16 protein-coding genes and 2 pseudogenes are annotated in these 20,150 nt (G+C 43.0%); 14 read left to right on the top strand and 4 right to left on the bottom strand.

The annotated features are described in order from the left end of the window. Nucleotides 1-358 precede the first annotated feature (358 nt). The gene (locus tag FC47_RS08480; RefSeq protein ID WP_056968625.1) at nt 359-2,269 is read left to right on the top strand and encodes a DUF2325 domain-containing protein; all 1,911 of its coding nucleotides are present in this window, start codon (nt 359-361) and stop codon (nt 2,267-2,269) included. A 75-nt stretch (nt 2,270-2,344) separates the two neighbouring features. Here the strand turns inward: FC47_RS08480 and FC47_RS08475 are convergent, their stop codons facing one another. Next, complete coding sequence (locus tag FC47_RS08475; RefSeq protein WP_056968624.1) at nt 2,345-4,429, bottom strand: BglG family transcription antiterminator; 2,085 nt, start codon at nt 4,427-4,429, stop codon at nt 2,345-2,347. Between the two features lie 132 nt (nt 4,430-4,561). Between FC47_RS08475 and FC47_RS08470 the strand changes: the two genes are divergently transcribed. The 10 genes and pseudogenes from FC47_RS08470 (at nt 4,562) to FC47_RS08430 (ending at nt 14,569) form a co-directional block, all read left to right on the top strand. Then, entirely contained in the window at nt 4,562-4,999 is a 438-nt protein-coding gene (locus tag FC47_RS08470; RefSeq protein ID WP_056968623.1) for a PTS sugar transporter subunit IIA, read from the top strand. Between the two features lie 18 nt (nt 5,000-5,017). Beyond that, nucleotides 5,018-5,314, top strand: coding sequence for a PTS sugar transporter subunit IIB (locus FC47_RS08465; RefSeq protein WP_048344712.1), 297 nt, complete (start codon nt 5,018-5,020; stop codon nt 5,312-5,314). A 100-nt stretch (nt 5,315-5,414) separates the two neighbouring features. After that, nucleotides 5,415-6,776 carry a PTS ascorbate transporter subunit IIC gene (locus tag FC47_RS08460; RefSeq protein WP_056968622.1) on the top strand — a complete coding sequence of 454 codons (1,362 nt, stop codon included), beginning with the start codon at nt 5,415-5,417 and terminating at the stop codon, nt 6,774-6,776. A gap of 89 nt (nt 6,777-6,865) precedes the next feature. After that, nucleotides 6,866-8,827 carry a transketolase gene (gene tkt, locus FC47_RS08455; RefSeq protein ID WP_056968621.1) on the top strand — a complete coding sequence of 654 codons (1,962 nt, stop codon included), beginning with the start codon at nt 6,866-6,868 and terminating at the stop codon, nt 8,825-8,827. Between the two features lie 174 nt (nt 8,828-9,001). Then, nucleotides 9,002-10,436: pseudogene (gene ptsP, locus FC47_RS08450) on the top strand (phosphoenolpyruvate--protein phosphotransferase); the annotation flags it as partial. Between the two features lies 1 nt (nt 10,437). Then, nucleotides 10,438-10,541, top strand: a pseudogene (locus tag FC47_RS11130) (putative PEP-binding protein); the annotation flags it as partial. A 667-nt stretch (nt 10,542-11,208) separates the two neighbouring features. Continuing rightward, the gene (locus FC47_RS08445; protein WP_056968620.1) at nt 11,209-11,874 is read left to right on the top strand and encodes a Crp/Fnr family transcriptional regulator; all 666 of its coding nucleotides are present in this window, start codon (nt 11,209-11,211) and stop codon (nt 11,872-11,874) included. Nucleotides 11,875-11,876: 2 nt separating this feature from the next. Next, entirely contained in the window at nt 11,877-12,611 is a 735-nt protein-coding gene (locus tag FC47_RS08440; RefSeq protein WP_056968619.1) for a nucleoside phosphorylase, read from the top strand. Between the two features lie 24 nt (nt 12,612-12,635). Next, nucleotides 12,636-13,376: a nicotinamide riboside transporter PnuC gene (gene pnuC, locus FC47_RS08435; RefSeq protein ID WP_048345810.1), complete on the top strand. Its 741-nt coding sequence runs from the start codon at nt 12,636-12,638 to the stop codon at nt 13,374-13,376. Next, nucleotides 13,376-14,569 (top strand): phosphopentomutase, encoded by a 1,194-nt coding sequence (locus tag FC47_RS08430; RefSeq protein WP_056968618.1) that lies wholly within the window; start codon nt 13,376-13,378, stop codon nt 14,567-14,569. Before pnuC ends, FC47_RS08430 begins: the two co-directional genes overlap by 1 nt. Before the next feature lie 102 nt (nt 14,570-14,671). Here the strand turns inward: FC47_RS08430 and FC47_RS08425 are convergent, their stop codons facing one another. Genes FC47_RS08425 through FC47_RS08415 form a run of 3 tightly spaced genes read right to left on the bottom strand, consistent with a single transcriptional unit; the run spans nt 14,672 to nt 17,040 of the window. Then, complete coding sequence (locus FC47_RS08425) at nt 14,672-15,529, bottom strand: hypothetical protein (RefSeq protein WP_155519166.1); 858 nt, start codon at nt 15,527-15,529, stop codon at nt 14,672-14,674. After that, nucleotides 15,504-15,971: a type II CBASS E2 protein gene (locus tag FC47_RS08420; RefSeq protein ID WP_056968616.1), complete on the bottom strand. Its 468-nt coding sequence runs from the start codon at nt 15,969-15,971 to the stop codon at nt 15,504-15,506. The genes FC47_RS08425 and FC47_RS08420 overlap by 26 nt, the downstream gene beginning before the upstream one ends. After that, a complete protein-coding gene (locus FC47_RS08415; protein ID WP_056968615.1) occupies nt 15,910-17,040 on the bottom strand; it encodes a nucleotidyltransferase domain-containing protein in 1,131 nt (376 codons plus the stop codon). Before FC47_RS08415 ends, FC47_RS08420 begins: the two co-directional genes overlap by 62 nt. A gap of 417 nt (nt 17,041-17,457) precedes the next feature. Between FC47_RS08415 and FC47_RS08410 the strand changes: the two genes are divergently transcribed. Genes FC47_RS08410 through FC47_RS08400 form a run of 3 tightly spaced genes read left to right on the top strand, consistent with a single transcriptional unit; the run spans nt 17,458 to nt 20,147 of the window. Beyond that, nucleotides 17,458-17,682 (top strand): helix-turn-helix domain-containing protein, encoded by a 225-nt coding sequence (locus tag FC47_RS08410; RefSeq protein WP_056968614.1) that lies wholly within the window; start codon nt 17,458-17,460, stop codon nt 17,680-17,682. Then, entirely contained in the window at nt 17,666-18,676 is a 1,011-nt protein-coding gene (locus FC47_RS08405; protein WP_202812959.1) for a DNA cytosine methyltransferase, read from the top strand. The genes FC47_RS08410 and FC47_RS08405 overlap by 17 nt, the downstream gene beginning before the upstream one ends. Continuing rightward, nucleotides 18,660-20,147, top strand: a complete 1,488-nt coding sequence (locus FC47_RS08400; protein WP_056968612.1) for a DNA cytosine methyltransferase — start codon at nt 18,660-18,662, stop codon at nt 20,145-20,147. Before FC47_RS08405 ends, FC47_RS08400 begins: the two co-directional genes overlap by 17 nt. Nucleotides 20,148-20,150: the final 3 nt, after the last annotated feature.

The following is a 20,150-nucleotide window of genomic DNA, read 5'->3' as shown; positions in this document are numbered from 1 at the left end:
CGGTTGTATTTGACAACTCGCCAAAGGTAAAGGAACTGCCATATTAATTGATTGAATCGGGATTGGCAAAAGCCAGTTCCGATTTTTAAATAGCAGAAGACGATCCGCTGATCATAACGGGTCGTCTTTTTTGATGGATGAAGAGCAGGGATCTCTTGTTTAATAAACTTCAACAATGTAAATAATGAATTATGAATAGTGAATTATCAACGGCAAAAGATTTATTCCGGGTCAGTTTCGCGTTCGCTCTTTTGACATGAATTATTTTTCATAATTTCAAAAATTTTTAGAGCTTTTTTCATACATAGACGCTTATTGTCCGGACCGGTTGATAAAATCAAAATTGAGGTGAAGAACTATGTATGACTATCGAAAAGATATAATTGATATTATTAAGGGCACTAATCCCAGCATTGAAGGTATTGAGGCCGTTCAGTCGATTGTGAACTTGCTCCGGCATCAAGCTGGCTATCAGAATCCGATGAGCAGCGGATTGCCAAGTGAGCCTGAAAGAAGCGAAGAGACGATTGAAGAGAAGCAAGAAACTGAGATGGCTGAAAATGAAGAGAGCACTCAGACTGAGCAGGATGAGGTATTAGTTTCTGACATGGCGGATAATGCTGAAAAACAGGCTGAGAAGCGCGATGCCTTAACGCTGGCCCAGTATGACGCGATCCATATCTTCAAGTCGATTATGGAAACGACTACCAATGAGTTGCGCAGAGTAGTCAAGGATTCAGAATATCAGCCATCGTTTGGCACGCTGAAGAAGAATCTCGAGGACTGCCACTATAATCTAGGCGATGAAGACACTCCGTTGACCAATGCTTACTATCTGATCGCGTCACAGCAACTGAAGCAGGCACGGCAAACATATCAGGACATGCTGATTGGTAAGGAAAATATTAGTCAGCTGATCGAGCGCTTGATTGCGACCGGCATTGATCTGGCCAAGAAAGCCGCTGATGCTTCCAAGCTGACCGCCTTTCAAGAAGCAGTTGCTGAAGTGCGGATGAATGGGCTGATCAAGGAAGAGACGGTTCAACGATTTGACGCGCTATTGAAGGAACGGCTAAGCGTGGCAGACAAGCAGACCGTTGAACCAGCCGAAGAACCTAAAGCGGCTGACACGGTCCAGACTGAAGATAAACCGGCCGAAGAACCTAAAGCGGCTGACATGGTCAATGCTGATAATGAACCAGTTGAGGAGTCTGCCGAGAACGAAGCTGATACAGAGCAGGTTTTGCAAACGCGTTCCGAACCGGAAACTGAGCCATCATTTGCCGAATTGCTTGATCAATCGTCAGTGTTTGATCTGAATCCAGGCGAATACGTTGTGCAGCGTCGTCTGACTGGGGCCCAACTGTTGGATACCTATGGTCAGCAAGCGTTCTTCATCAGTGAGAAGATGATCCAGATGCTGAAACTGCAAGATGGCGATATCGTTGTAGCTGATGGCGAGCCATATCAGTCATTGACTAAGCCATACATTAAGCGGGTCGTGGATCATTTAGATCTTGAATACAATCCGATTGAGGTATTCCGCCAGGCCGTGGTTGAAAAGAAGGATGGCGAGCTGGTCGTTACCCACAATATCTATGGAAAGCGGCTGAAGGTTAATGGATCCAAGGTTACCTATCACGTCAAGGATGACCGCATTCAGTTTATGGTGCAGGAAGGCGATATCGTGGATCTGGCATGGTACGCTAACGATGACGATGCCCAGGACAACATGACGATTCGCTGGGTCTACCCACTTGAAGATGAAAGTCAGCCGGCAGAAAAGGCGCCAAAGCAGAAAACTGCGGAAAAGAAGCCCGCTAAAAAGGAGAAGATGCACCTCGCGCTCGGTCTAAGCAAGCAGATCTTTGGCAGTATGCAGCAAGGAGCTCAAGACGCCAAGAAGCTGAAGGTGGATCTGAAGGGACAAAAGGTCGGCATCGCGATCGGCAACGGTCAAAATGGCGAGATTCTAAAAGCCACGGTTAAGGCCTGCAACGGGGATCCACGGTTGATCAACGCGTTCGCCGGCAAGAGCAAGAAGATCGAAAAGGCGGTTAAGAATCTTGATATGGTGATTATGATCAAGTCCTACGCGAACCATCCATCATCATGGTCGCTTGCTAAGGCCTGCAAGAAGTACGGCGTCAAATTTGCCGTCAGCAACAAGATGTCGACGCAATCGTTCTGCCGCGCGCTGTATCGGGCTGAAAACAACTTGCCGTCCGATGAGCAGAGCGGCCAGGAGATTGAGTACCCAATGGGATAAGATAAGCGATTAGACTAAAAAATCTTCAGTCATAGCGGCTGAAGATTTTTTTAGTAATTCGTAATATGATTGAATCTACTGTGTAATTAGTTTGCCTTGAACTAAGAGGTTTTGCAGCTCACGTTCAGTCTGTACGTGCCGAAGTTTGCTTAACCAACTGTCGTCTTGAACGCTACGTAGTAAATTAGCTAGCAGTTTTAAATGTTTCTCTTGATCTATAGGCGCTAAACCAACGACAAAATTGATGTCTTTTTTTGAATTATCAATGCGAAAGGGCGTCTTGAAGTACGTAAAATTGACACCCAGTCGATTAACACCTGCATTATAGGAGGCATGGGCTAAAAGGATACCTTTACCGATTGCCATATAGTCACCATGTTCTTTGGTTAGTTTGACGATTTGATCAATATAACGTGGTTGAACTGTACTGTCATCTACTAAGGGTTGCATTGAGACTCTTACTGCGCTTTCCCAGTCCATTGGTTCGCGAATCAGCTTAACGTGCTTTTCCAACAATGGATCTTGTAGTCCCGCTTTGCTTTCAGCAGATGGCTTTTTGAAGTAGCTACGCAGAGCTTGCTCTAAGCTTTGAGGATCAACGATACGAGCATAGTTCGAGATAATATCCATAATGGAGGATACTTTAATTTGAGAAAAATCACTTGAGAGATTGAATGTTGTAAATCCTGCATTTTGTAACTGATAGTCGATATGTTCCCAATCTGAGTTATTGGGGATGACTGGGACAGTTAATACTGGACATTCTTTTTGAGGTAGACTGGTCGTACTGAGAACGAGTTTGATGTTTTTTAGGGAACAATTTTCGTATTGAAAAATATTGTATGGTCCTACAAATCCAACATTGGGATAGCGCTGTCTAAGCTGTGTGAGTAGTAACTGCGAGGTGCCAATACCACTGGAACATACAACCAATACTTCACTAATAGGGGTTGGTGGCAGGACAGTCTGACTTGAACTACGCATTGCTCCACTGAAGTAGGCGGTGATAAGTGCTATTTCATCTTCAGAAAGGGCAGAATTTACAAATTTATTGAAGGGAGCAACTGCTATTTTAGTGAGCTCAAATGTTTCACGATAGTTGGTTTTCATTCGTTCCAATAGCGGATTGTGGTATCGAATGTTAAATTTTACGCGACAGTAGGTTGATGCCAGATGAGCTGTTAGATTTTCATTTAGACTTCCGACCTCAGCAGGCAACTTAACGCCAGCTTTTTGATTGAATCTTTGAATGACTTTTGTGGTAATCGGTTGAATCTTCTTGATTAATGGGCTGTTTAGATTTATATGTTGAAATGCTTGAGTATTGACGATTTTTGAGATGTATCGTGACTCCATTTGATTCTCAACATCATAATCTTTTAAAAGCTGTGTTGCCCAATCATAGCTAAATGATTGGTCCTCTGCTTCAGATTTGTCTGCAGTAAGGCGGTATCTTTGATTTTCAATTCGAGATAGTAGCCATTGCAGGTATGAATTTAAAATGCTGTTTGAATCATCTGTAAGGATATTACCAGTAGCTTTTTCGAAAAGTTGTAGATGTTCGGATATATGAGAATCACTTGATGGTTGAAAGAAAGGGGATATTAATTTCAGAAGACTCTGAAGATGTTCGAATACCCAACTGCGCTGTACGGTTTCATCCCCTACGATACTTTTACCAGATTTAAAATTCTTTATAAACAACTCATTTGGCAAAGTAACTGCAATTTCGTTGAGGTCTTTGATGATTGTATTTTTACTAGTATTAAAGATGTGCGTTAGCTGATTGAGTGAAGTTGTATCACGTGAGATAAGGAAAAATATTTCAGTAAGTTGACGTTGATTCTTTGCTAATTTGCTAAACTGCGGAAAACTATCAAAAAAACTGGCGAAATCTGTTACGGTTTCGTCTTTTTTATATTTTCCAGCCAATTGTTGGCGAGTTTCATCAGGAAGAAGATAACCAATGCCACGAATATTCTCAATTTCATATAATCCCTCCGCATCAAGCTCTTTATTGACGTGTTTGATGACATAGAAAATACTGCGACGTGAAAGATGCAGCTTATTTTCAAGAGTTTTTAAAGAAACAACAGACGGCGAATTTAAAAGCTCAAGTAACATTTCGTTTCCGTGTCTAACATGGCTAAACTCTATCAATGCTATTCCTCCGAACATAATTTAATTATCTAGTTCATTTTTTGCACAAATTCAAGTTACATTATTGCACTTGTGAGAAGATTGTCAATTCAATATTATGAAACCGTAAACAAAAGGAAATGAGGTGATCAGGTGGCATTGGATCTGTTAAATAAACAAACCGTTCAAGTTGTAGATGGTAGCAATCTAAGTTGGCAAGATGCAATTCGTAAAGCATCACAACCATTAATCGATAATGGGACGGTTGGTAATGACTATGTTGATTCAATGATTGACGTCGTTGAAGAAAAAGGGCCATATATCAACATCGGACCCAATATTGCACTTGCGCATGCAAGACCGAGTTCTAGTTGCAAAAAAATAGGTTTAGCTTTAATGAAAACAAATCATGTAGTTAACCTAACTGATGACAAACATCCAGTTACGTTATGGTTCGTTTTGGCAGCAACTGATAGCAACAGTCACTTAGGAGTTATTCAAAAGCTTTCTGAAGTTTTGATGAATGGCGAAAACGTACAGCGATTGCTGCGTGCAACAACGGTTGAAGAGATTTTGAAAGTATTTAAGTAATCGAAAGGGGAAAACGACATGAAGTTTGAAGCATTATGCCAAAGTGGCTTGGGTAGCAGTTTCATGGTTCAAATGAACATTCAAAACCTATTAAAGCAAGAAAACGTTAAAGAGGATATTCAAGTAGATCACTCTGATATCGGTAGTGCAACTCCTGACCAAGCAGACTACTTCTTCTTGGATCCAACTCTTGAAACGTCAGCAGGCAACTTACCAAAGGATCGTTTGATCATCTTGAACAGCTTGGTTGATCCAAATGAATTGAAGGAAAAGGTTAATGCTATCCTCGACAAGGAAGGTATCGAACACAGCTAAGCATATGTTCATCGGCTCATTAAATTTGATTTTTAAATTATATAATTGAGCAATTATTCAATAATTGAGCCGTTTTGATAGGAAAACGGAGGAAATGACTATGAATGGAGTATTGAATCTATTTGTTAGTATCGTTCAGAGCCCTGCCATGTTGGTCGGGTTGCTTGCGGTATTGGGCCTGATCTTACAAAAGAAGAAGGCTACTGATGTTGTTCAAGGTGGTATTAAGACCTTTGTTGGTTTCTTGGTACTTACCGGTGGTGCGGGTATCTTGAGTAATGCTTTGACGCCATTTGCAAAAATGTTCAAGTTTGCTTTGCATGTACAGGGTGTCGTACCAAGTAATGAAGCCGTTGTTGCCATTGCGTTGGTTAAGTATGGTTCCATTACGGCCTTGATCATGTTGGTAGGGATGATCGTCAACATCTTGCTAGCACGTTTCACGAAGTTTAAGTACATCTTCTTAACTGGCCAGGCAATGCTTTACGTATCTTGCCTTGCAGCCGTCATCCTGGTTAGTGCAGGTATGGGATCAGGTTGGCAAACGATCCTGCTTGGTGGTTTGTTTGAAGGTACTTTGTTGACTGTTACGCCGGCATTATGTCAGCCATTTATGAGGAAGATTACCGGTGGCGACACAGTTGCTATGGGACATACCGGCAATATTGGCTATGCAATTGCTGGTTGGTGTGGCAAGCTCTTCGGCAATTCAAAGCACAGTACTGAAGATATTGAATTTCCAAAAGCTTTAGGATTTTTGCGTGATTCTACTGTTTCTATCACTTTACTGATGGGGATTGTATATATCGTTCTTGCAATTGTTGCAGGACCACATTTTGTTGAGACTAAATTGAGTGCTGGTACTAATTACATTATTTATGCCTTTATTCAAGCTGGTACTTTTGCAGCTGGCTTTGCAGTTGTTTTGCAAGGTGTTCGTTTGATTTTGGCTGAAATTGTTCCAGCCTTCCAAGGTATTGCTATGAAGTTAGTTCCAAATTCAAAACCTGCTTTGGACGTTCCAATCATTTTCCCATATGCTCCAAATGCTGTTCTGCTTGGTTTCTTTGTAAGTTTCCTTGTAGGTACTATTTCAATGTTCATTATGGTTGGTATGCACACTACGGTTATCATCCCAGGTGTTGTTGGTCACTTCTTCTGCGGTGCTGCAGCTGCTATTTATGGTAATGCATTTGGTGGTCGTCGTGGTGCGGTTATTGGTTCTGCTGTAAACGGATTACTGATTAGCTGGTTACCACTTTACATCCTGCCGGTTCTTGGTGATCTTAAGATGGCAGCTTCAACGTTTGCAGATACTGATTATCTGATTCCAGGGATTCTGCTTGGTAAGTTAGGGTCATTTGGTTCTGTTGCTCTGACTTGTGGGATTATCGGCTTTACTGTTGCCGTTATCTTGGTCAGTGCATTGATGAAGTCGCCAAAGCAAGCTGAAAACAAATAGTGATTAAGTGTTAATACCAATTTTGATAGCTACTTGGCTCCAGCATTGGCGCTGGGTAGCTATTTTTTTACCCAAAATGGAGGATAATCATGGAAAAACAAGAAATTCAAGCAGTTAATGCATTGCGATTTTTAAGTGTTGATATGATCCAAAAAGCCAATAGTGGGCACCCGGGTGTAGCCATTGGTGCAGCCCCAATGGCGTATGCATTATGGGAAAAGGTCATGAACTTTAATCCAAATGACGAAAAATGGCTGAACCGAGATCGCTTTGTTCTGTCAGCTGGACACGGATCCTCATTGCTTTATAGCCTACTCTACTTCAACAAATTCGGTCTAACGATTGATGACATAAAGCAGTTCCGCCAGTTGGGTTCTAAAACTCCGGGGCATCCGGAATATGGATGGACGGCTGGGGTAGATGCAACTACTGGTCCATTGTCTCAAGGTCTTGCAATGTCAGTCGGTATGGCTTTGGCTGAAAAACACCTAGCAGCTGTTTACAATAAACCAGGTTATAACGTAATTGATCACTATACGTTTAGCTTAGTTGGTGATGGTGACCTAATGGAGGGGTTGAGTGAAGAGTCGCTTAATATTGCTGGTGACAAAGGACTAAACAAGCTGATTGTACTTTATGATTCAAATGATGTTTCTTTGGACGGTCCACTCAGTTTGAGTACGAATGAAAACGTTAAGGCACGTGTAGAAGCAGCTGGTTGGGACTACAGTCGAGTTGAGAACGGTAATACTGATGTTGACGCAATAGTTGATGCTATCAATGCTGCTAAGAAGACTGATAAACCATCCTTGATTGAAATTAAGACTACGATTGGCTACGGAGCTCCTGGTGCCGGCACCCATAGTGTACATGGGGCTCCGCTTGGTGAAGATGGTGTTCAGAAAATGCGAGATTTCTATGGCTGGAAGCTTGCACCTTTTGAATTTAATGATGAGATTCATAAATACTTTGATGAAGCAGTGGAAGCAAAGAAATCAGTCTATGATAAATGGCAGAAGATGTTTGAGAAATACCAGGAAGAATATCCAGAGTCAGCAACCCAGCTTAAGGTAAGTAGGCTTAATACGGATGGTATTACGACTAGCTACAAAGTGGGCGATGAGGTGGCTACGCGAGTTGCTAGTTCTGAAATTCTGCAAGAAGTAGCTAAGCATAATCCACAGTTTTGGGGTGGAGCCGCTGACTTGGCTTCATCAAATAAAACTTATCTTGCTAATGATGGCGACTTTACCAAAGAAAATCCAGCTGGAAGAAATGTATTCTTTGGAGTTCGGGAATTCGGTATGGCTGCAGCTGTTAATGGTATGAATTTGCATGGTGGAAATCGAGCATATGGAAGTACATTCTTTGTATTTACGGATTATCTACGAGCAGCGGTTCGTTTGGCAGCTATTATGCATTGTCCATCTATTTTTATTGGATCACATGACTCGATTGCGGTTGGCGAGGATGGTCCAACTCATGAACCGATTGAACAGCTTTCCAGTTTTCGTGCGATGCCAGGTTTAAATTTGATTCGTCCAGCTGATGCTAATGAAACCTTAGCTGCTTGGAAATTGATTGGTAAAACGACTGATCGGCCAACGATGCTTGTTACATCACGACAAAAGTTACCTGTTTTAGCAGAAACAATTAATGCCCCAGTTGAAAAGGGTGCATACATTGTATCTAAGGAAAAAGGGGACAAGCTAGATGGGATCTTAATTGCAGCGGGTTCTGAAGTCTCTTTGGCATTACAAGCACAAAAACTTCTTAAAGAGAAAGGCAAGGACGTTCGAGTAGTATCAATGCCATGCATGAATCTATTTAAAGAGCAAGATGATCAATATAAAGAATCTATTTTGCCAAGTGCAATTGAAAAAAGAATGGCCATTGAAATGGGGGCACGTCAAAGCTGGTATGAATTTACTGGTCTACATGGCAAAGTCATGGGTATTGATCAATTTGGAGCCAGTGGTAAAGGACCTAAGGTAATTGAGAAATACGGGTTCACGCCAGAACACGTAACTGAAGAATTTATGGAAATGTAGATAAGGCGGTGATGTGTTGGCAGACTAAACAATAAAACTTAAAATTTGTATCCTAAATCCAGACATCCCTCTATTGCTATAAATTTAATCCATTTGAAGAGACTGGAATTCCAGCCTCTTTTTGTTTAGTTGAGTGCTATCACATTCGTCTTTGAGAAATGGGAGGAGAAGACTATGTCGCAAATCATTAAAGGAATTGCCGCTAGTGATGGAATTGGAATTGCTAAAGCATACACGCTTGCGGAACCTGATTTAAGTTTTGAAAAAAAGGAGATTGACAATCCGGCTGCAGAGTATCAGCGGATTGAGGATGCTTTTGACCAGTCAATCTCGGAATTGGCTACCATCAAGCAGAACGCCAAGAGCCGCTTGAGCGATGAAGAACTGGAAGTCTTTGACGCGCACATCGCCATTCTGTCCGACCCAGAAATGAAGAGTCAGATCAAAGATGAAATTGAAAGTCAGCACGTTTCCGCCGAAGAAGCCATGACGGACGTGACGACCAATTTTGCCAACGTCCTGGCCGCTATGACCGACAACAAGTACATGCAGGAACGGGCCGCTGACGTTAAAGACGTTGCTAAGCGGGCACTGAGTCATCTGTTGGGCAAGCAGCTGCCAGACATTGCCGCCATCAGCGAACCGGTCGTAATCATTGCCAAGGAGATCACCCCATCCGATACCTCGCAGATGGATGCCAAATTCGTCAAGGGGCTGGCAACCGATCTGGGCGGCCGGACCAGTCACGCGGCCATCATGGCACGGACGCTGCGGATTCCAGCCGTGGTAGGCTCCGAAAACGTTACGAGTTCGGTTAAGAGTGGCGACATGGTAATCGTTGACGGTCTGCACGGCAACATCATCATTGATCCAAGCCAGGCTGAGATCGATGAGTACCAAAAGAAGGCCACGGCATTTGAAAAAGAGCGTGCCGAATGGGCCAAATTAGTGGACGCCCCATCCGTTTCAAAAGACGGCAAGCACTTTGAGATCGCGGCCAACATTGGGACTCCCGATGACGTGGCGGATGCCGTTAAGCAGGGTGCCGATGGGGTCGGTCTGTTCCGGTCCGAATTCCTGTACATGAGCAGCGACCATCTCCCAACCGAAGACGAGCAGTTTGAAGCCTACAAGAAGGCCGTTGTTGGCATGAAGGGCAAGCCGGTTGTCGTGCGGACGCTGGATATCGGTGGTGACAAGCCGCTGGACTACCTGCCGCTGCCAGAGGAAATGAATCCGTTCCTGGGCTATCGGGCAATTCGAATCTGCCTGCACCGTCCAGACATCTTCAAGACGCAATTGCGGGCCTTGATTCGGGCTTCCGAGTTCGGTCCCGTTGAGATCATGTTCCCAATGATCGCCACGCTGGCTGAACTGCGTCAGGCTAAGGCAATCTACCAGGAATGCAAGGACGAGCTGCAAAAGGATCATCCTGGCCTGGGCGACAACGTCAAGATCGGGATGATGATCGAAGTGCCGCTGGCTGCCCTGTACGCCGATCAATTGGCCAGAGAGGTCGACTTCTTCAGTATTGGAACCAACGATCTGATTCAGTACTGCTTTGCGGCTGACCGTGGCAACGACGCGGTATCCTATCTGTATCAGCCGCNACGTGATTGACGCCGCTCATGCCAACAACACCAAGGCGGCCATGTGTGGCGAAATGGCTGGTGATCAGCTGGCTATGCCATTATTGCTGGGCATGGGACTGGACGAGTATTCCATGAGTGCCAGCTCGATTCTGCGGACGCGGAGCATGATGAAGGATCTGGACACCAAGGAATGTGCCAAGTGGGCCAACGACGCCATCAACCTATGCTACACGGCTGATGAAGTGGAAAAGATGATAAGAAAATACGTTTCAGATAAAAATTAATATTTTAAATGAAATACGGCTTGATTGTATAGTGCAATCAAGCCGTATTATGCTATCCGTTACAAATATTGTCCGTTATTATTTATATTTAGTGTTTAACTAAATTTGCGACTTCGCTACCACTGACCTTAAACAGAACTTCAGGTTGGAGCCGTTCTGTAGGCTCAACGTAATCATATTCTTCTCCGGCAAAAGTCTTAAGCACAGCCATCAGAATATGTTTCATCCCTTTTGGAGTAATTGCCATACCGATTTGACGACGTACGCTTTCTTTTAATGTAATAATTATTTTCTGTAATGAGAATTGATAGTAAAAATACTCCCTCGTTCATATTTCATTTAAGCTTATGAACGAGATTTTTTTTTGGAGATAGTTCAAGACATATGTCCTCAAAAACGAACAAAAAATCCGTTATTTTTTGAAACCGCTATCATTTTGGGGACCGGTGTCATAGAATCAGTAAATAGATTTAAGTATCATATTAAGTAATGAGAGGGCAGAAACATGAGCATTGAAAAGATATACGCGGCAATCAACTCAGAACCAGCCGTTCATAAAGTCATGGCCAACGCGCCTTTGAAGATCATTGAACGCATGCGGGTCGTCGAGTTTGAGATTGGCGAATTTAATCTGCGGCAAGGCGAGTCATACGATGAAACGTATCTGTTGGTTGCGGGTCGAGTCAAGGTGTATCTGGATTCGGCAAACGGCAAGTCAGTGGTGCTGGATGTCTATCGGCCAGGGATGTTTCTTGGTGAGCAGGAAGCGGTGATCAACAAGCCATACAGCGCGTCGATCATCAATATCACACCGGTGCGGCTGCTGAAGATTGACAATCGGGATTTTGTGGCCTGGTTGAATAACGATCAGCAGTTTGCCAACCGGATGATCAGCTACCTTTCCGAACAGGTCTATCACCTCACCAAACGGACGGAGCGCTACAGCCTGTACTCAGCCATGCAGCAGATCGGTCTGGAGCTGATGCGTTCGGCTAAGGAAAAACGGCCAATCTCGCGCGAGCAGCTGACATACGAGGTCGACACGTCATACCGCAATATCAATCGGGTTCTTAAACGGCTGTCAGAGCTTGGAATCATTGATGCTTCAAAGCCTGCCATCAAGATTTTGAATGTTGAGGAACTACAGCGGATTATCAAAACGGAGGAATAGCAATGAGTGAAGAAGTACAACCACACACGCAGCTGACGACGGCAATCAATACTGATCGGGCAATCATCATGGGTGACCCAGCCCGTGTCGACAAAGCGGCCAAATTGTTGGATAATGCCAAGGAATGGGCATACAACCGCGAATACAAGTCCGTAATCGGCGAATATCGCGGTCAGCGCATTCTGCTGATGTCAACGGGTATCGGCGCGCCATCAGCCGGGATTGGCGTTGAAGAGCTGCACAACGTTGGCGTCAAAAAAGTCATTCGGGTTGGCTCAGCCGGTGCCATGCAGACGGGAATCGGTCTGGGCGAGCTGATCATTGGCGAAGGAGCCGTTCGTGACGATGGTCTGACCAAGCAATACGTGCCGGCAATGTACCCAGCCGTACCTTCTTTCAAATTGATGGCACTGGCTCACAAGTACGCTCCTGACGCGGTCTATGGCATTATTCGCTCGCACGATGGCTTCTACATGGACGACAACGCGGAAACCGAAGCCTACTGGTCATCCAAGGGAATTGTTGGCGCGGACATGGAATCTGGCGCGATGATGACGATTGGACGCCTGCGCGGCATGGAGACGCTGTCAATTCTAAACAATGTCGTGCTCTATGAGGGCGATCTGGCTGCCGGCGTCAATAGTCTGGTCGATGGCGAGGAACTGATGGCCAAAGGGGAAATCGCGTCGCTCAAACTGGCTATGGACATCCTCAGCGACGACTCAATCAAGCAATAGCATAAGGAAACGGGGGAATCAATAATGGGACAAACGCAAGAACACCACAGCTGGCTGTACAATCAGCTGTTTACCAACTGGAAGAAGTTTGAAATTATTTATGTTAGCGTATTGGTGGCATTGCAGATTATCGTCTATCTCATCGTTCCCGACAGCATTATCGGGATGATTTCTGGGGTCGCAGGGACGCTTTGTCTGGTCTATGGGATGAAAGGGCGTAAGATTACGTTCATCTTCGGGATCGTTCAATGTCTGGCCATGACCTACATTGCGTGGATCAGTCACGCTTATGGATCGTTTGCGATGGACATCTTCTACGTAATCTCGCAGCCGATTGGATGGTACATGTGGGGTCATGATGAGGCTACCAAGCGCTTTTCGCCAAAAGTTCGCCGTTTGATCTTCCTGGGCGCGTTCGTTGCCTGGGCAATCGGCTGGTGGGTTCTGGCAATGGTTCACGGCCAGCTGCCATACTTTGACTCCATCAACTTTGTCGTCAGCTTTATTGCACAGCTGCTCTACATTATGAAGTACCAAGAAAACTGGTCGCTGTGGATCATCGTCAACGGTGCCAACATCATCTACTGGGGCATCTTAGCCGTTCAAACGATGATGGGGACCAACCACATCGGCTCACTGGGTGCCAGCCTGTCGCAGATTGCGCTTCAGTTTGCGCTGCTGTTCAACTCGCTGTACGCTACGAAGGTTTGGGCCAGTGGTGAGGCCGATAATGAAGGTGGTGCCGGCAAGGACGGTGACAAGTAATGACGGAGCCAAAATTCAAACGCGTTTTTGCTATCGTGCTGGACTCGGTTGGGACGGGCAATGCGCCTGACGCGGCCAAGTTTGATGACGAGGGTGCCGACACGTTGGGCGATCTTGGTCATGCCTGGCAAGGTGTGCTAAAGCTGCCTAACCTGGCTAAGCTGGGTCTGAGCAATCTGCGCGTGGAGCCAATCGAAGGTATCCCCGCTGCTGATAAGCCGCTGGGATGGTATGGCCGTATGGATGAGATTTCCGCCGGCAAGGACAGTATGGACGGTCACTGGGAAATGATGGGCCTGCCCGTTGAAAAAGAGCTGTCGACGTTCCCTGATGGCTTTCCAGATGAGATTATCAAAAAGATTGAGCAGTACTCGGGTCGCCCGGTAATCGTCAATAAGCCATACTCCGGCACGCAGGTTATTCACGACTATGGCGAGCGTCAAATGGACACTGGCGAGCTGATCATCTACACTTCCGGCGATTCCGTGATGCAGATCGCGGCGCATGAGGACGTCATCCCTCTGGAAGAGCTGTATGACATCTGCCGTTACGCGCGGACGCTTGTAAACGGACCGGAATACATCGTCGGTCGGGTCATCGCGCGGCCTTTCGTGGGACCGGACAAGGATCACTTCACGCGGACGGCCAACCGACATGACTTCAGCTTGGAACCAACCGGCAAGACGGATCTGGACCTGTTGCACGAGGCGGGCTACGAGGTGATTGCTATTGGCAAGACCAACGACATCTTCTCTGGTCGCGGCATCGATCAGGCCTACCATAACGAAAGCAACATGGACGGGATGGATCACGTGGACGAGGTGCTGGAGAAGGACTTCACTGGTTTCTGTTTCACGAACCTGGTTGACTTTGACACCATGTATGGCCACCGCCGCGATCCAAAGGGCTTTGGCCAAGCGCTGATGGACTTTGATCAGCGTCTGGGCCATGTTCTGAATGCGCTGCGTCCCGACGATCTGTTGCTGATCACGGCTGACCACGGCAATGATCCATGCTTCAAGGGTACGGACCACACGCGCGAGGAAGTACCGCTGCTGGCCTGGTCGCCAAAGATGCAGACGTCCGGCAGCCTCGGCGTTCGCTCAACGTATGCCGATCTTGGCGCTACGATCTTGGATAACTTCCATCTCAAGGCCCTGCACGGCACGAGTTTCTTGGATGAATTGAATTAATAACAAAATACCGAACGGAAATAGTCTCTTTAGCTATTTCTGCTCGGTATTTTTTCAATAAATTTACGATTTTAGAATTTTTCAAACGTGTAGTAGGATGATTTAGAAAATATTGTGGGGTTTTGTAAAATCATAATTATTCTCTCTAGGATTTTCATATACTACAAGGTGTTTTATATGACTGCGCCCAGCATTGCAAAAGACTTCCCTCATTATTTCATTAATGTGTTTAGGGTTGGTGTTAGACAACAGTTGAATTGTTGTAATGCCATTTTCCTTGGATTTATTTACTTGATCTATGAAAATTTTGACTAATTCTGGATTATAGGCTCGTCTTCCTAGGTTAACTTTGCCATTGATCATAGTTTGCAAGACAACATAGCTATGTTTTTTGACAGTTGAAGGTAATGTGTTCAAATTTATAGGATAGGTATCGGAAATAATAATTGAAAGGATTTTGTCATCCTCAGCATCACTCTTTATTTCTGATACTTTGATTGAAGTATCTTTACTGGCATCTATTACTTCTGGAATGTCAATGGATAATCTGGCCCAATTATTATATAGGTAATCAATATATTGCCAAGTTGGAATATTGGCTGCGCTCCCCTTATGACAATAACCTATCGCAGCTGCAAGCTTAATGATAAATGAGGGTACTAAGTAATACATATTTGGGAGCAATAATCTTTCTTTTCCGAGGATTTTAAAGATAATGCGTATTGCGTAATAGGATAGGATTAGAGAGAGAAAGAGCCTAATAAACCAAGGATGCATTGGTATCTTATAGTCAATACCAAGAAAGTTGAGAGTGACTTTTGAAACGTTTCGAAAAAAATAGTAAATCATGGATGCTAATGAAATTGTTGCTATGAGAGGTTTAGTTTGGAGAGCTATAAATTTATAAGTCTTTACCTCTCTTAGATTATTTTTGTTATTGTGGATGCTCACCATTTCCATACCATCTCCCAGTAATTAAAAATATTTCGTAAAAATAAAGCCATTCTTTTGTCCAGGCTATGATCGTAGTATCTAGTCTGTCCCCAAATCTGAATTCGGCATGGCCAAAATTATTTTTGTATAGGCATAGTGAAACATAACCATGCTCTGAATTTGACTTGCTTACAAAAATGTGTGGAATTTTGAGGAGATCTCCTTTTTGAAAAAAAGGACTATAGACCCTAACGGATATGCTCCATCCTTTGGAAATAAATACAACCGAATACTTTGAGCCTTTGCTATTGGCTCTTAATTGTGCATATACGAAGAAGTCTCCTTTTGCATTAATATGGTTTCGATTATCTGGAAACATTTTATTTAGATGTTTGAAATATCTGATTTTAATTGGATGGTTTCTTCTTGCAGTCACCCCAAAACGTATGTGGCCTTGCTGTTTTGTCATTAGTTCCTCCTTCAAATACTCCATCATGATTTATCGAAACCTGTCCTTCTTTTTGGAGTTGTTGATTAATACGTCCAAGCGCGTTATATGCATTTTTGATCCTGTCAGTTCCGAAAATTTGGGATAAGGTATTAGAAAATTCAAGACGAGATTGCTTTTCAATGGTACCGAAGTCTTTTTCAAGGGTATCTAACCATTCAAAAAATGCCTTCTTTCTTTCGGGATGGTCATTCCATTTATCAGCAAAGTCTTCTTCGTGATTTATTGGATTAAAAATATGAGGAGTGCCATAGAGGTCATAGTCCATCTGAGAGCGTAAATTATTTACTACTTCCAATAATGCAATAGACAAATCTTTTTGTCCTCTATAGGCTTTACCTGCAAGAATAGTAATGACCATGGATATTGGCTTTATTTCTTGGTCCCTATCCTCAAACATTTTATTTCGATGAAATTTTAACAGCTGAACTACCTTTTGTAAGATGGTGTATTGATTGTATTCTTTAGGTTGTTCAATTTTTGAAAAAGTACTTCGTTTTTCTATCGTATTCTCTTGGTAGATACCCATTCCCTTTTTTTCAAACCAGTCTTTAAATTTAAAAGGGCTGCTTTCTAGAAAGGTATAAATATTCTCATCGCTTTTATCAGTAATTAAAATATCCGAGTTATCATCTGAAAATTTACCGGCTATTGCAGGGACAACATCAACATGCGAATTGGCATATTCAATAGTCCAAGCCCTCCTTTTCTCAGGTAAAAGCTTGTTATGATAAGTTTTACTTTCTTCGATAATCTTTCCAATAGATTCCTTAACATACTGAGGTTGATATTTGTACATCAAAATGACAACTAAATCGATATCGTAATCATCAGAGCCGTTTAATGGACGAATGGCAGTTCCGAGATTGTATGATCCTTGTGGTTTAATATTTGTAGGACAGTCAATTAGATTTGAATTTGCCAATAGCTTACTAATAGCAAGGTAATGCGTTTTGATTGCTTCTTTTGCGCTATCTGATAAGACGATAAAACTACATATTTTATTAAGAATGTAGCTATACTCTTTCATAGTTTACCTCTCTTATTTGATTTTAGTAGGAATCCAAATGCCCACCACATATTGTGTGGTGAACAGGTGTTTCTACAGCATATAGCATTTTATATTGTTAACACAAAATGTTACAACCATTGACATACTATATAATGTGTGCTTGCATCGTAGCATAAAAGTATACCGGTAATATTTTTCGAGGGTATAACCTAGATGAATTAATCAATGATGGTAATCATACCAATTCGAGAGAAATAGATTATAAATTTAGAAAAACATTGTTAAAAGTCATGATTATATATCATAAAAAATTAGTATGAAGGAGTATTCTATTAAATTCTAACGATTATCGAACGTATGCTCTTATAATTTCTAATGGATTCTGTTATTATAGAAATAAATTCTTTTTAAGCAGAATATTGGTGGTGAGAGATCGTGGACTTTTCTTACAAGAAGATGTGGCGAAAAGCTTTTGAAGAAGGATTAAACAAGACTCAATTACGAGACAGTATCGGAATAAGCAACAGCTGCTTGGCAAAACTCAGCAAAAATGAAAATGTCAGCATGGAGACACTGGCAAAGCTTTGCGAACGATTCAATTGCGATATTGGAGACATTATGGAATATGTGGGAGGAGAAAAAGTTGGAAAGAAAGACTAGCAAAAGCAATGGACTAACGGTATCAAGCCTTTTTTCTGGAATTGGTGGTCTTGACCTTGGCTTTGTCTATTCAGGCTATGACGTTCAATGGGCGAATGATTTAGACAAAAATGCGGTTCAGATTTATAAAGCCAATGTCAGCTCTAAAATTGTCGAGGGCGATATCACTGAGATGTATGATGAAGTGCCGCAAAGTGATGTGCTGATCGGCGGTTTCCCATGTCAGCCTTTTAGTTTAATGGGAAAGCAAAAGGGATTTGATGACGATCGAGGTACGCTGTTCTTTACCATTCAGCAAATCATTGAGCTTCATGAAGAAAAGCCGAAGATTTTGGTATTGGAAAACGTTAAAAATCTTTTGACACATGACAAGGGAAAGACCTTCAAAAAGATGAAGGGTATTCTGGAAAAACTAGGATACGTTGTACACGCAAAGATCCTTGATACAAAAGATTTTGGGCTTCCTCAGACCAGAAGGCGCGTTTTTGTGGTTGCTTTTCGGCATGATTATTTCGGTGACTACGCCTTTAACTATGAATACCCAGAAGGAAAGCAACTGGACGAAACGGTTTACGATATTCTTGATGAGGATGTCGACAAAAAGTACTTTATTTCGGAAAAGATGCTGCCTACGATCCTTTCGAGCGGCAGTGGCGGATACTACTCAAAATCAGAAATTGATCTTGATATCGCACGACCATTGACTGCTACCATGCACAAGATGCATCGTGCCAATCAAGACAACTATTATCGAGATGAAAAGAACCGCAGTCGGTTTGAAGATACTACGGAACGTCCGATTTCATCGGTAAGACGGCTTACACCAAATGAGTGCCGTAAGCTGCAAGGATTCCCAAGTGACTGGAAATACGTTGTTTCTGATACGCAGCTCTATAGGCAGTTTGGCAATGCGGTTTCAGTCAATGTGTCATATGCCGTAGCACAATCAATAAATCGTTTCTTAAAGGATGGTGGCTATGACTTCAACAAGTAATGTAAAGAGATTTGACAGCAACCTTTTTAATCCAGATGTTTTGACGAAAGCGGATATAAAAGATATGGTCAACAATCTTATTCGTACCATTCGGCTCCGCTATCCAGCAAATAATGAAAATGCTAATGTTGCTGAGAATCTTGAGAAACTGGGGTTAACGACTCCAGAGCGAGATGAAGCTGCATTGAAGACTTTTTTAGGGAAAAGTACCTATGATGATCTGATAGCTGCTCTTGGAAATATCACATCTGAAGATCTCTTTCGTGATAAGTACCTTGGAAAATATTCTAAGAGCTATCGTGAATATGCATCGTCAACTCTAGAGCAACTCAGCAAACCGACTTTGGTGGACCTTTTTTGTGGATCGGGTGGCCTTTCGCTTGGCTTGATTCAGTCAGGCTTTAGGGTTGTTTTTGCTAATGATATTGAGAAGGCGGCCCTTCAAACGTATTCTTTTAACCATCCAGAAATAGAGGGGCGCAACATTACCATGGGAGGAATTGAGTCGATAGCATCCAATATCGACGAATACGTTTCAGAATCGGTTGATGTTATTGCTGGCGGTCCTCCATGCCAAGGATTTTCTGAGGCAAACAGACAACGACTTATTGATGACCCAAGAAACAAGCTTTACAAATACTATGTTGAGAGCGTTCGTCATTTAAAGCCGAAAATATTTATCATGGAAAACGTTAAGGGGATGCTGAAGGTTGCGAACCAAGTAGTAGAGGATTTCAATTCTTCGGGTGCCCATTACGATATCTCCTTCAAGATATTCAATGCTAAAGACTATGGAGTTCCACAAAACAGAGAACGGCTTATTTACGTAGGAATCAGAGAAGATATTGCTGAAAAGAATAACATCAGCGCAGATAAAGTCATCAAATCGATCATGAGCGACGCCAGTGATGAATATACGCCATTATCAGCTGCTCTATATGGCTTAAAGCCGTTGGAGGCATCCAGAGTGAAAAACAATACAAAGCTGGAGAATGATAAGATCGGTTATCTGATTGACAATTCGATTCCTAAAGAAAATTCCTATATCGAAAAGATCAATGAGGGAATGAAAAATGATCTCGTTTTCAATCACAAGGCAAGATACAATAATGACAGAGATATTGAAATCTATGGTCGGATGATTCCTGGAGATCGATCGGATAGTTCAAGAATCGCTGATATCATGCCTTATCAATCAAGAAACGACATCTTTAAGGATAAGTATTTTAAGCTGATTCCTGATCGGATATGCAAAACAATCACGGCTCATATGAAGTTTGACTGCAATATGTACATCCATCCTTCACAGGCGCGAGGATTGACGCCTAGAGAAGCAGCAAGAGTTCAGTCATATCCTGATGATTTCTTTTTCCAAGGAAGTCTGACCAAGACGTATCAGCAGATTGGCAATAGTGTGCCGCCACTGCTGGCTCGAGAGATTGGAAGTCGTATTATCAAGTACGTTTATTAGAAA

Source organism: Limosilactobacillus mucosae DSM 13345, from assembly GCF_001436025.1.
Taxonomy (GTDB): domain Bacteria; phylum Bacillota; class Bacilli; order Lactobacillales; family Lactobacillaceae; genus Limosilactobacillus; species Limosilactobacillus mucosae.
The sequence above is the reverse complement of the archived record's forward strand: the minus strand, read 5'-3'. Positions and strand labels throughout refer to the sequence as shown.

Coding starts and splice junctions, on each gene's coding strand:
- FC47_RS08480 (WP_056968625.1), top strand. CDS start 359: ATGTATGACTATCGAAAAGATATAATTGATATTATTAAGGGCACTAAT.
- FC47_RS08465 (WP_048344712.1), top strand. CDS start 5,018: ATGAAGTTTGAAGCATTATGCCAAAGTGGCTTGGGTAGCAGTTTCATG.
- FC47_RS08460 (WP_056968622.1), top strand. CDS start 5,415: ATGAATGGAGTATTGAATCTATTTGTTAGTATCGTTCAGAGCCCTGCC.
- tkt (WP_056968621.1), top strand. CDS start 6,866: ATGGAAAAACAAGAAATTCAAGCAGTTAATGCATTGCGATTTTTAAGT.
- FC47_RS08445 (WP_056968620.1), top strand. CDS start 11,209: ATGAGCATTGAAAAGATATACGCGGCAATCAACTCAGAACCAGCCGTT.
- FC47_RS08440 (WP_056968619.1), top strand. CDS start 11,877: ATGAGTGAAGAAGTACAACCACACACGCAGCTGACGACGGCAATCAAT.
- pnuC (WP_048345810.1), top strand. CDS start 12,636: ATGGGACAAACGCAAGAACACCACAGCTGGCTGTACAATCAGCTGTTT.
- FC47_RS08430 (WP_056968618.1), top strand. CDS start 13,376: ATGACGGAGCCAAAATTCAAACGCGTTTTTGCTATCGTGCTGGACTCG.
- FC47_RS08425 (WP_155519166.1), bottom strand. CDS start 15,529: ATGGAAATGGTGAGCATCCACAATAACAAAAATAATCTAAGAGAGGTA.
- FC47_RS08420 (WP_056968616.1), bottom strand. CDS start 15,971: ATGACAAAACAGCAAGGCCACATACGTTTTGGGGTGACTGCAAGAAGA.
- FC47_RS08415 (WP_056968615.1), bottom strand. CDS start 17,040: ATGAAAGAGTATAGCTACATTCTTAATAAAATATGTAGTTTTATCGTC.
- FC47_RS08400 (WP_056968612.1), top strand. CDS start 18,660: ATGACTTCAACAAGTAATGTAAAGAGATTTGACAGCAACCTTTTTAAT.